Genomic DNA, 12098 nt, shown 5'->3' with positions numbered 1-12098 from the left:
AAGTGCTCGCAAACGACATGTATTCATTCAAACAGGAACTCAGCGACCGGAAAATGCTGTTTGCATACTCCGGTTACCTTTCGGAACACCTTCTTGAGTCGCTCGGCAATTCCGTCAAGCAGCAAATGGAGTTGAAGAACGCCGAAAGCAAAGTGGCCAAACGGGTCTTTTCTGTCTTTGTGGAGCAGGTCCAAAACATCATCCGGTATTCTGATGAGCAGGAATTCCTCTCAGAAACCAAGGCCGACCGTCTTTCCGGCGGCGTCGTTGCCTTCGGTCATGAACATGAGCGGTTCTTTGTGATTTGCGGCAACCCGGTGCCCGGCTCCGAGGCCGAGCAATTGCGAACCCGTCTTGAAGAAATTGCCAGCATGGACGAAGTGACTTTGCGCAAGCATTATCGAACGAAGTTGCGCGAAGAACCGGAAGAGCAAAGCGAAGGTGGGTCAATCGGCCTTCTGGAGATCGCACGGCGGGCCACCCAGCCGTTGGAATTCGATTTCCATGAAATCGAAGGCAATCGCAAATTCTTCGTGCTCAAAGCATTCATCTAAAGAGAGAACGAGAACAAAATGACAGATACGTCTCTTAAGATCGAAGCAACCTCCCGCTCTCCGGAAGTGCATTTGGATGCTGCAAACGGCACGCTGTCCATGTCCGGTGAAAGCTACCCGGAAGATGCAAGCGCTTTCTTCGGTCCGGTGTTCCAGGCCGTTGCCGAACACGTGGCTGCCTCTGAAGGACAAGCGCTGACGGTCGACATGCGGTTCATCTATTTCAATTCTTCAAGCGCCAAAGCCATCATGAACCTCTTTCAGATGCTGGAAGAGGCTGCTGAAGACGGCAAGACCATCACCATCAACTGGTACTTTGATCCAGAAGACGACATGATGGAGGAGATGGGCGAGGACTTTGCAGAAGACTTCGAACATGCCACATTCAACTTGAAGCCGGAAACAGAGGACGCATGACCGATACCTCCAAAAAGGCCGAGACAGATTTCACGCTCTTCGACAGCGAAGACCGCGTGCTGGAGCATGCCAGCACGATCCTTGACGGCCTGGAGGAAACGACTGACCTCATAAAAACGCTCACGACGGCTTATAAACGGGCAGTCAAGGACCAGAAGCGGATGGTGCGCCTTTGCGACCGGATGCAAGAGGAGCTGATCGCGGTCAAGGAACGCTTGGAAGGCGAAGTCAAAGCCCGCGCGGAACTCGCCGAGCAATTTCGCATGCAGGCGATTACGGACGGCCTCACGCAGGTTTTCAATCGCGGCCATTTTCTGGAACTCTGCAATCACGAACTTAAAGCGCGCAGCCGGACAGAAGCACCGCTAAGTGTTGCGCTCTTGGACATTGATCATTTCAAGTCCATCAACGACACCTATGGGCATGCTGCCGGTGACGAAGCGCTGCGGGTTGTCGCGCGTACACTTGAAAACAGTCTCCGGCAAAGCGATGTCGTGTGCCGGTGGGGCGGCGAAGAATTCAGTCTTCTGATGCCGCGGACAAATTCTGAAAATGCCTCTGGTTTGGCGGACCGTCTGCGCAAAACACTCTCTGAGATTACTATCAAAGAAGGCGGCACGAGCTTCTCTTTGACCGCAAGTTTTGGGGTAGCCACGATGGAAGGGCCCAACCCGGCCTGTAAGAAAACCGGCGCTGACCCCATTGATCTGTTGTTCAAAGATGCAGATGACGCGCTTTACGAAGCCAAAAGCGCGGGCCGGAACAAGGTGATTACGGCTAAGGCCCGTCTTCTGGAAACCACTGAAGCCGTCGATTAACTTCACGCACTATCGTGGCCAATTAACACTCAAATATCTCGTTTTCACGCTCCACCCAACCAACGGCAGCAATCAGTAATCGTTTATCCTTTAGAAGTATTTTACGTTATTGTCCAATACTCTGGTAGTACGCAATTTACCATACGGAATTTAGAAACACATCAATAGGCGCCTCAGATTATATATTGATAATATTCGCGTTCTAAATTATGTTTTCTCGGATAGGATGCCCGTATAAATCACGAATTTCTGAAATTTTCATTCAATGCATAGGTATTTTGCGCGAATTGTAATTTATTTTCTGGACGGGTCATCTGTATGAAGAGATACTTTATTTTCGAACATGTTTTGATTTTTGCAATCACCCTTTTCGGATTATTCCTACTCCTGTTCCGTTTGGACAATCCGTATCTATGGATCGACGAACTGTTCACCGCCGATTACATCAAGAACGACTATAGTTATCTCTTTGCCCTAGACAGGCCAGACGAAAGACACCCACCCGGTCACTATGTTCTTTTGAAAACTTGGATTGGAATCTTAGGTGATGACCGTGTTGGCCTACGATCCATGTCTGCAGCGATGGCGGTAGCTTGCATCCCGCTCCTTTATGCTTTAGCGAAACAACGTCTCGATGGCCGTACTGCGCTGGTCGCCGCATTTTTCCTCGCGGCATTTCCCGGATTTATTCACTACGGACGCGAAGCACGAATGTACGCACAGCTTTTTGTGCTGCTTATGATCTCGAGCTTGTTTTTCTTTCGCCTCTTCGACCGTTTTCCGAAATCCACCGAACGGGAACGAGTGCTGCTATCGCTTGTGTTTGCGCTCGCCCTGGCTGGGACGTTTTACACACACTATACAGCGGCGGTTTATTTCGTCTGCTTTGCTGCGACCATTCTGCTGTTAGGCATCCGAAATAAAATGTTCCGTTGGTCATTCTACGCAGTAGGCGGAATGAGCCTCGCGACAGTACTCGTCCTCCCTCAAATTTTCCACATGCTCGACTTCGTCACAACGAACCAAGATGAATGGATTCCGTATACCAGCATCCGTGTTTTTTACAGCATGATGACTGGCGTCTACACGGCCCCGAAATTTGCAAAACCGGCTCTTTACGCACTGTATCTATTTGGCCTCTACATCCTCTATCGAAAAGACCGGGACTTGTTTTTGTTCAGCGTCTCATTCCTTGTTATTGGCCCTCTCATTATGGCGGGCATCGGCCTGATCAAACCGGTGCTTATTGTCAGAACACTGCAACCACTTAGCCTATTGTCTCCCATACTTTTAGCCATTGCCGTCTTAAACATGCCACGCTGGTTAGGAATGGTGGCCACATGCTTCATCTGTGCGATAAGCCTTGTCTCGATATCAAAAGACTACCCCCCCAGCCGCCAGCCATTGCTTGTGGAGATTGCTCGACCATTTTTGGATAGTATTAACCCAAGGCATGAAGCTGTCTTTCACATAGAAGATTTAAGCTATGAATTTCGCTGGGCCTCAGTAGACACGAGTGGTTTTATCCCTGTCACCTACGGTTCAATGAAGAACGATCAAATAAGAATAATGGATAGGCTTTCCTTGTGCAAAACCGACCCTACCTGTCATCGAATACTGCTGATCCTTGAAGCCAGCAACCAATTTCTTCCAGAGGAAAGCGCCAAATGGCTTCGCTTCGCACAGTCGGCTGGATTTATTGAGAAAGAGGAACTGGCCCGGTATAAAGTGTTTGAATTCAAAGCCCCACTTGGGAGTCGGGAAACCGGCCCTCTGGTTCCGAAATAAGCTCTGTCGCTCAAGTTAACTCAGTATATTGTCAACCAAGGCTTGACTGGCGCGTTAGTAACCACACTCTATTTTGGCGCTGCAACTCAATACAGTGTCGGGTCCCGGTCCTTGTTAGCAAGTTCAGCTGCACGCACCTGCTCGACCCGGCGTTTTAGCTTGCGGACGGCGAGCTTTTGTAAGTCACTTTGCAAAGCAGAAGACGGGCCGAACATCGAGACTTCGATGCCAGTCGCAGCATCTATCGCCGTAACCTGCACCTGCTTTCCCATCGGCCTGAACTCGATATAGATTTCGCCCGCCCTCGGACCGCGATTCATCCGGCCTGAATCCTTTGCTGGTTCAAAAGGTCCCTCTTCTGCCTCAATAGACACGAAACGCCGGCCTCATCAAGACCGGCGTTCCAGAACCATTCATGACTTGCGTATGTTCCTAGAGGCGGGCTTGCTCGCCCGTGCCGCTGAGGTCGTCACGATTGTAAATGTCTTCGCGGAAATGAACCACGCCGTCTGAGTTCGCCCAGGCGGTCACATAAGTCATGTAAAGCGGGATCGAGCGCTTCAGCTTCACATCTTCCCGTTCACCGGTCCGAATGACTGAATCGACCTTGGTGCGGTCCCAATCCGGTGTCGTGGATTGCAGCAGCCAGGTCACCAGTTCCCGGACGTTTTGAACGCGCACGCAACCGGATGAGTGGAACCGGTAGTCTTCACCAAACAAGGTCTTGGACGGTGTATCGTGAAGATAGACCTGGTGTTTGTTGTGGAAGTTGATCCGCACGGACCCAAGTGAATTTTCTTGTCCCGGATCCTGGGTGAAGCGGTACTGTGTCGCTTCGTCCGTATTCCAGTCAATCTGCTGCCACGCCACTTCCTGGTTGTCGCGCCAGTTGAAGATCCGGATCTTGTTGCGAGACAGGTATTCCGGGTCTTCCTTCATCTTCGGGATCAGGTCCTTGCGGATGATGGAAACAGGCACGGTCCAATAAGGGTTGAAGTTCAGCTCGTAAATCTTGCTGTTCAGGATCGGCGTTTGACGGTCGATCTTGCCGACGACGGCGGTATGGCGCGAGCGGACACGGCCATCTTCCACGGCTTCGATCTCAGCCGCCGGAATGTTCACCATCACATACCGGTCACCGAGATTGCCGGACATGGACCGGACCCGAACCAGGTTGGTTTCGAGTTGGCGCAAGCGCACGTAGGCCGGGATATTGAGCGCCTCAACAGTGCTCTCGCCCATTACCCCATCCGGAATCAAGCCGTGACGAAGCTGGAAACGACGCAGGGCCGCATCAACATAAGAATCGAAGGTGTCGGAGAGCCCGGACTGCTGCTCTAAATCGCCAGAAATAATCAGGCGTTGGCGCAACTGCACAACGCGCGGGTCTTTCATACCGATGCGCAGAGCTTTGCCGCCCGTGGCCACTGTGCCCCATCCACCCATTTGCACGATCGACTGATAGCGTGTGATCGCAGAGCCGATGTAATCGACCGTCGTTGGAGACAAGGTCGGGGCGTATGACTTCACCTCGGTGATGTTGTCCGTTGCGATATCGAAGCTGTCGGCCCATTCAAGGTCCTGCCCCGCAGTCCGGAAAGACTGCTGAGCAGACGCAGCTCCCGTGACCACCACAGGCGCGGCCAAACCAAGGAGCATCAGCCCGTTTTTCCAAAATTTGGCGTTCAACTTGAAAGAAGACTTTGTCCCAGCCGAAGCGGAAAAAAGTGTCATTGCCGACCCCACAGTGCTGTGTACAAGGCGCCATCCGGCGCATTCATCGTCAATCCGGTTCAACGGTCGTTGACCTCGCCGGTAGATTACCGGCTCACGACCATCATGGGTACTGCAGCAAGGTTAACAAATTCAAAGACAGCTCACCCGCCACGATTTAACAGCCCAATGGCCATTCCATTGTGTCCACATGATGTCGGATTCGGCCGGCCGCAAGCCGATCACGAATTTGTCAGCCAATTAAGTGCCCAAAAACAAAAGCACCGCCACTTGGGCGGTGCTTTGTCATCTGGATACGCCGTGAATTGATCAGAGGCGATATAGAATTTGGTCGGTCCAGAACCGCTCGAGACGGCGCAGCGACTTGTTCAGTGTAACAAAGTCTTGCGGGCCGATTTCACCAACCTGCTCAACGGACAGAATATGGCGCTCATAAAGATCATTGACGATCTTTGCCACTTCCTGGCCCTTGTCGGTCAGGCTGACCCGGACGGACCGGCGGTCCATGCGCGAGCGTTGGTGGTGAATGTAACCGGTTTCAACCAGTTTCTTCAGATTATAGGACACGTTGGAACCGAGATAGTATCCGCGGGTCCGCAGTTCACCAGCAGTCAGCTCGGCATCGCCAATGTTGAACAGCAACAACGCCTGAACGCTGTTGACATCCGACCGGCCCATGCGGTCGAACTCGTCCTTGATGACGTCCAGCAAACGCCGGTGCAAACGTTCTACAAGTGTAAGAGCCTCGAGGTAGAGCGGCTTGATGGCCACTTCTTCCTCTTCACCCTGTGACACAGCATCGACTGCCCTACTTGCGGTGATCATGTGATTGCGCCTCTTTTTGTACCTGTCATTCGACGGATATTTTCCCGCCTTGATGCACAATCTACAGAAGCGATTCTAAAATCCGCTTAAGAGACACACTGAATCAAATATTAACTTCCACAAGGTGTTTTAGAGGCCGTTTTAATCTTTGATTTACTATGAGCCCCTGAGAAATTTGACAATAGCAGAGAAATCCAAGGATTCCCCGCCCTGGTTGCAGAAAAGCGAATAAAGCGACGCGGCTTCTGCACCCATGGGTGTCGCTGCGCCTGAGGAATGCGCAGCCTCCTGAGCCAATTTTAAATCTTTCAACATCATGCCCGCGGCAAAGCCTGGCTGGTAGTCCCGGTTGGCAGGAGATGTGGGCAACGGTCCGGGCACCGGACAATAGGATGTCAGCGACCAGCACTGACCGGATGCGGTTGAGGAAATGTCGAACAGCTTCTGCGCATCAAGGCCAAGGCGCTCTGCAAGAACAAAAGCCTCGGAGACGCCAATCATGGAAATGCCCAGGATCATGTTGTTGCAGATCTTGGCCGCCTGCCCGGTTCCTGCGCCGCCTGCATGGACGATCGTCTTGCCCATGATATCGAGATATGGCTTGGCTGCTTCGAAGGCGCTGTCTTCTCCGCCGACCATGAATGTCAGCGTTCCACCAGCTGCTCCGGCAACACCACCGGAAACCGGCGCATCGACCATTGGCATGGACTTTTCCGCCGCCGCAGCGCTTACCGCCCGCGCGCTGTCGACGTCAATCGTGGAAGAATCGATCAGAAGCGTTCCGGCTTTCGCATGATCCAGAATGCCGCCTTCGCCCATGTAGACCTGACGGACATGCTTGCCTGCCGGGAGCATGGACACAATGACATCGGCCTCAGAGGCCAGTTGAGCGACATCGGATGCCGCCTCGCCGCCTTCGGCAACAAGAGCGTCGATAGCTGCCTTCGACATGTCAAAGCCCAAGACCCGGTGCCCTGCCTTTGCAAGATTGATGGCCATCGGGCCGCCCATGTTCCCAAGACCGATAAAGCCAACCGTAGTTGCCATTGTTTTCTCCCGTGACAATTATTTTCGTATTTTCAGTTTCATAGGCCGGCATGTTGATGCTCCGGGCCAAGCCCTTCAAAAGTTGAGTCAGCTGACGCCAGCACAACCTACTGCATCATACCGTTGCCGTTCGGTTCTCGCGGCGCATCAGATAGGTGAGCCCCGCAAAGATCAATATGGTCAAAAGGTAGAAGGCGATCTCATAAGGACGGCGGCCATAAAGATCAGAAAAGGCCGTGTGCATGACGATTTGGCAGAAGCACCGGAAGATCCACATGACCGTTCCCCAGGATACGGTCAGCCAAAGGCCGATCGCCGCCACAAGGTCCAGCACCGCGAAGAAAACAACGGCACCTTGGATGGCAATCGGCATTTCCCAGAACCACATGCCGCGCCATTCAACAATGCCAATGATCCTGGCCCAATAGATCACGCCTCCGCCCATCAGAAGCAGCGCCATCGCGCGCAGATACCAGATCAGCACGGTGCTCCAGGGCGGGCGCGAATAGAAGAGGTCCTGAAAGCTCGTGATCATGGCCGGTCCGTTTGTGCGTTAGAGCGGCAAGTCTCCGCCTGCCGGTTCCCGGAAATACGCTGCCAGGCCTTCCTTGTCCACTTGATCAAGGCTTGGGGGGGACCATTTCGGATCCTGATCCTTGTCCACGAGCACCGCGCGCACACCTTCGTAGAACTCCGAGCCTTTCAGGATTTCGGAGACAATACGGTATTCGAGTTTCATGCACTCGTTGAAACTCAAATCCCCACCGCGCTGCATTTGCTCAAAGGCGATCAGCACACTGGTCGGGGACTTTTGCCGGATCGCCTGAGCAGCCTTCAATGCGAATTCGTCGCTGCTCTCGTCAAGTTTTGCCAAAATTTCATTCACACTGTCTTCTGAAAAGCAGCGCTCGATGGTGTCCGCGGCGGCCATCAAGGGTCCTGGCTCAGCCTCAAATGCATAGCGGCTAAGAACTTCATCCACGTTGGCGCTTTCCGCGAGCTCAGCTTCTATTGCCGGCAAGTCCGTTTCCTTGATGGCATGGGTCAGTACACCCGTTGCCAGCGCATCGCCCTGCTTTAAACGGCCGGCGGACAGGGCGCAATAGACACCGGTTTTCTTTGGCATGCGCGGCAGAAAATACGTGCCGCCAACATCCGGGAAGAAACCAATCCCGGTTTCCGGCATGGCGAACATTGTTTTTTCTGTTCCAACCCTGTGGCTGCCATGGGCCGATACACCAACGCCGCCGCCCATGACGATGCCATTGATGAGAGCGATGTAGGGTTTGGGATAGGCCTTGATCTGCGCGTTGAGGAGATACTCTTCCTTGAAGAACTCTCCGAGGCCCTCCATCTCGCCGGCCATCTTCGCATCGTAGATGCTGCGGATGTCACCACCGGCGCAGAATGCTTTTTCTCCGGCCCCGGTGATCACCACATGGGCAACGTCAGGATCCTCCGCCCACGCGGTCAGCTGAGCCGCCAGCGCAGAGCACATCGGATGGGTTAGCGCATTCAGCGCCTTCGGCCGGTTGAGAGTAACAAATCCGGCCTTGCCGCGCTTTTCAAACAGGATGTCGCTCACTGCATGTCCTCAGGAAACTGGAAAAGTGGTCGTGTTTTTGCCGTGAGAAGACGGTCAGTCTTTCAGGAGATGCCGTGAGATGATCAAGCGCATGACCTCATTGGTGCCTTCCAGGATCTGGTGCACGCGAACGTCCCGCAAGAACCGCTCGATCGGATAGTCCCGCAGGTATCCATAGCCGCCATGCAGTTGCAGAGCGTCGTTCACCACCTTGAAACCGGTGTCCGTGGCCAAGCGCTTGGCCATGGCTGCGAACTTCGGCGCATCCGGCGTTTTCGCATCCACTTCGGTTGCCGCCTTGTAAAGGAGCAGGCGCGCGGCCTCCAACTCGGTTGCCATATCGGCAAGGCGGAACTGAAGCGCCTGGAAAGCCGTCAGCGGTTTGCCGAACTGCTTGCGCTCACGCATATAAGCAATCGCCTGGTCGAGGCATTCCTGCGCCGGGCCGATCGAGCAGGCACCGATGTTCAAACGCCCGCCATCAAGCGCGGCCATTGCGATCTTGAAGCCTTGCCCCTCGACGCCGACGAGGTTGGATTTCGGAATACGGCAATCCTGGAAGTTCACCTGCGCGGTCGGCTGGCTCTTCCAGCCCATTTTCACTTCGTTGGCCCCGAAGCTGAGGCCCGGCGTGCCTTTTTCAACCAGCAGGCAAGAAATCCCGCCCGGCCCTTCGTCACCGGTCCGGACCATCACCGCATAGAGGTCACTAACACCACCGCCGGAAATGAAGGCCTTGGAGCCGTTGAGGATATAGTGATCGCCATCATCTTTGGCTGTGGTCCGCAAGGCGGCTGCGTCCGAGCCTGATCCCGGCTCGGTCAGGCAGTAGCTGGTCAGGAGTTCCATGGTGCAGAGTTTCGGCAAAAACTTCTGGCGCAGGTCTTCATTGCCGAACGTATCGATGATCCAGGCGACCATGTTGTGGATCGACAGGTACGCAGCGGTCGACGTGCAACCCTTCGACAGTTCTTCAAAGATAAGCGCTGCGTCCAAACGAGTCAGAGCGGAGCCCCCGACATCGTCCCGGACATAAATCCCGGCAAGTCCGAGTTCGGCCGCCTTGCGCATGACAGGAATTGGGAAATGGCTGTCTTCATCCCACTGCGCGGCATGCGGGGCGAGTTCTTCCCGCGCAAAGCTTGCCGCCATATCGCGAATTGCCCGCCGGTCTTCGTTCAGTTGAAAGTCCACGATATCCTCCCGGGAACCTGCACGGCCGATTCTAGCCATACAGGATGTATTTGATTTCTGACGCGCATAAAACCACATTTGACGCAAACGTCAAACAATCTCTTTTTCGTATTTAATTTCAGTTGTTTTACAGAATGTTGGACGTCAGAAATCTGCGTGATAATGTGGCACATATGTCCGGCGGACATCCGATCTGAATTTTCTCACCTAAGTGCAGGCCCGTTTTATGCCGTCCCACCGCTCTCTTCCGCCTATCACATCCGATCATATGGACTCGCTGCTTGCCGGCACCCGCATGCGCCGCAACCGGCAAACCGACTGGTCCCGTCGGCTCATCCGGGAAAACACCTTGACCGTGGATGATCTGATCTGGCCGATCTTCGTCGTGGATGGCGAGAACATTCGCCAGCCGGTTCCGTCCATGCCGGGCGTGGAGCGCCTTTCGGTCGACGAGGCTGTGCGCGATGCCAATCTTGCGGCGGAGCTCGGCATTCCGGCGATCGCTATCTTTCCGTACACCGACCCGGACCTGCGCGACGATACGGGTTCGGAAGCCCTCAACCCGGAAAACCTCACCTGTCAGGCCTGCCGGGCTATCAAGCGCGAAGGTCTGAACCTTGGCCTGATGACGGATGTTGCGCTGGATCCCTACACAAGCCATGGCCATGACGGGCTGATGCACGGCGATAGCATCTTGAATGACGAGACCGTTGATCAACTCTGCCGCCAGGCGCTCAATCAGGCCGAGGCCGGATCCGATGTGATTGCCCCGTCCGACATGATGGACGGACGGATCGGTGCCATCCGGCAGGCACTCGACACTCAGGATTATCGCGGCACGCAGATCATGGCGTATTCCGCCAAATACGCCTCCGCATTCTACGGCCCGTTCCGCGACGCGGTTGGCTCGTCCGGCACCTTGAAGGGTGACAAACGCACCTATCAGATGGATCCGGCCAACACGGACGAAGCCTTGCGCGAGGCAGAGCTCGACATTGCCGAAGGCGCCGACATGATCATGGTCAAACCCGGCATGCCATATCTGGACATCGTGCGCAGGCTGAAGGACGAGTTCCAGGTACCGACCTACGCTTATCAAGTGTCCGGCGAATTCGCGATGATCAAGGCAGCAAGCGGCAACGGCTGGCTCGACGGCGACCGTGCCATGATGGAGAGCCTTCTCGCCTTCAAACGCGCTGGCGCCGATGGCATTCTCAGCTACTTCGCGCCCACCGTTGCCAAGATGCTGGCGGACCGGGACTAAGGTATCCTACCTACAGAATGCCGCCCCGGCCGCCGAGCCGGGGCCACTCTGGGAAAACTTCCGCGATGGCTGGGTGGTCCCGGATCGAGTTCGGGGACAGGCTTTTCAAGTCGGGCAACGAAGAAAGTGAATACTGCCGGGACCTTGCTAGTCTCTGTGGTCATCACAGCAATGAGTTGATTGTCTGCTCCTTAAAGACAGAAATTTGCGTTTCACGGAGCTCATCCCCATATCCAGCTCATCACGAATTGGAGAGCTTCTTTCATGTCCGCCGACACATCGTCCCAATCCTCCAGGCAAGACGCATTTGATCCGCTCCTGCAACCGGAGCTGTTTGAGGGCGTGCGCAGCCGCCGGATTTTCGCTTTCATCATCGATGCGTTCGTGATCACCCTGCTGACACTCGGGGCGGGCATTCTAGTGTTCATTCTCGGCGTTTTCACCCTGGGCCTCGGCTTTCTGCTTTACGCAATCCTGCCGGTGTCCGTTGCGCTGATTTATGTCGCGTTCACACTGGGCGGACCAAGCGCCTCCACAATCGGTATGCGCGCGATGGGTCTTGAGATGCGGCTTTGGTATGGCGCAAAACCCTACCCGCTGCTGGCCGCCGTGCACCTGTTGCTGTTCTGGTTTTCCATCTCCCTGCTCACGCCGTTTGTGCTGCTCGTAGCCCTGTTCTCGGACCGCAAGCGCCTGTTGCATGACCTGATCCTGGGAACTGTGGTTATCAATTCGGCCTACCACCGGGCCTACACCCGCGAGCATTCCGCTGCTGCGTGATTTCTTGCTCAAAGAAAAAATGATCTTTTTTCAACGCTCTGCATGAAATATGAGCAGCGTTCAGGGTGTGAATTCGAAAGGTGAGCCCTTCC

Annotated in this window: 13 protein-coding genes; 6 read left to right on the top strand and 7 right to left on the bottom strand. The window is 54.5% G+C overall.

The annotated features are described in order from the left end of the window. Positions 1-2 precede the first annotated feature (2 nt). The 4 genes from RBB44_RS07390 to RBB44_RS07375 all read left to right on the top strand — a co-directional run bounded on the left by RBB44_RS07390 (position 3) and on the right by RBB44_RS07375 (position 3577). A complete protein-coding gene (locus RBB44_RS07390; RefSeq protein WP_209173505.1) occupies positions 3-554 on the top strand; it encodes a SiaB family protein kinase in 552 nt (183 codons plus the stop codon). A gap of 18 nt (positions 555-572) precedes the next feature. Then, positions 573-971, top strand: a complete 399-nt coding sequence (locus RBB44_RS07385) for a DUF1987 domain-containing protein (protein WP_133950566.1) — start codon at positions 573-575, stop codon at positions 969-971. Then, positions 968-1789, top strand: coding sequence for a GGDEF domain-containing protein (locus tag RBB44_RS07380; protein WP_306146754.1), 822 nt, complete (start codon positions 968-970; stop codon positions 1787-1789). Before RBB44_RS07385 ends, RBB44_RS07380 begins: the two co-directional genes overlap by 4 nt. 318 nt (positions 1790-2107) lie before the next feature. Next, the gene (locus RBB44_RS07375; protein ID WP_306146752.1) at positions 2108-3577 is read left to right on the top strand and encodes a glycosyltransferase family 39 protein; all 1470 of its coding nucleotides are present in this window, start codon (positions 2108-2110) and stop codon (positions 3575-3577) included. 86 nt (positions 3578-3663) lie between these two features. On the opposite strand, the gene RBB44_RS07370 is transcribed toward RBB44_RS07375, so the two are convergent. The 7 genes from RBB44_RS07370 to RBB44_RS07340 all read right to left on the bottom strand — a co-directional run bounded on the left by RBB44_RS07370 (position 3664) and on the right by RBB44_RS07340 (position 9962). Beyond that, on the bottom strand, positions 3664-3897 hold the full coding sequence (locus tag RBB44_RS07370) for a serine hydroxymethyltransferase (RefSeq protein ID WP_306146750.1): 234 nt from the start codon (positions 3895-3897) through the stop codon (positions 3664-3666). A gap of 112 nt (positions 3898-4009) precedes the next feature. Continuing rightward, entirely contained in the window at positions 4010-5236 is a 1227-nt protein-coding gene (locus tag RBB44_RS07365; RefSeq protein ID WP_306146749.1) for a murein L,D-transpeptidase, read from the bottom strand. A 384-nt stretch (positions 5237-5620) separates the two neighbouring features. After that, complete coding sequence (gene ldtR, locus RBB44_RS07360) at positions 5621-6136, bottom strand: transcriptional regulator LdtR (RefSeq protein WP_008190274.1); 516 nt, start codon at positions 6134-6136, stop codon at positions 5621-5623. Positions 6137-6292: 156 nt separating this feature from the next. Then, positions 6293-7183 carry a 3-hydroxyisobutyrate dehydrogenase gene (gene mmsB, locus RBB44_RS07355; protein ID WP_306146747.1) on the bottom strand — a complete coding sequence of 297 codons (891 nt, stop codon included), beginning with the start codon at positions 7181-7183 and terminating at the stop codon, positions 6293-6295. A 115-nt stretch (positions 7184-7298) separates the two neighbouring features. Then, the gene (locus tag RBB44_RS07350) at positions 7299-7718 is read right to left on the bottom strand and encodes a DUF6163 family protein (protein ID WP_306146746.1); all 420 of its coding nucleotides are present in this window, start codon (positions 7716-7718) and stop codon (positions 7299-7301) included. A gap of 18 nt (positions 7719-7736) precedes the next feature. After that, positions 7737-8768: an enoyl-CoA hydratase/isomerase family protein gene (locus RBB44_RS07345; protein ID WP_306146745.1), complete on the bottom strand. Its 1032-nt coding sequence runs from the start codon at positions 8766-8768 to the stop codon at positions 7737-7739. A gap of 54 nt (positions 8769-8822) precedes the next feature. Further along, on the bottom strand, positions 8823-9962 hold the full coding sequence (locus RBB44_RS07340; RefSeq protein WP_306146744.1) for an isobutyryl-CoA dehydrogenase: 1140 nt from the start codon (positions 9960-9962) through the stop codon (positions 8823-8825). Between the two features lie 268 nt (positions 9963-10230). Between RBB44_RS07340 and hemB the strand changes: the two genes are divergently transcribed. Together hemB and RBB44_RS07330 are read left to right on the top strand one after the other, a co-directional pair. Then, positions 10231-11226: a porphobilinogen synthase gene (hemB, locus tag RBB44_RS07335; RefSeq protein ID WP_306147307.1), complete on the top strand. Its 996-nt coding sequence runs from the start codon at positions 10231-10233 to the stop codon at positions 11224-11226. A gap of 264 nt (positions 11227-11490) precedes the next feature. Beyond that, a complete protein-coding gene (locus tag RBB44_RS07330) occupies positions 11491-12006 on the top strand; it encodes an RDD family protein (protein WP_306146743.1) in 516 nt (171 codons plus the stop codon). Positions 12007-12098: the final 92 nt, after the last annotated feature.

Origin of the sequence: Roseibium sp. MMSF_3247, from assembly GCF_030733765.1 — a bacterium.
Taxonomy (GTDB): Bacteria; Pseudomonadota; Alphaproteobacteria; order Rhizobiales; family Stappiaceae; genus Roseibium.
The sequence above is the reverse complement of the archived record's forward strand: the minus strand, read 5'-3'. Positions and strand labels throughout refer to the sequence as shown.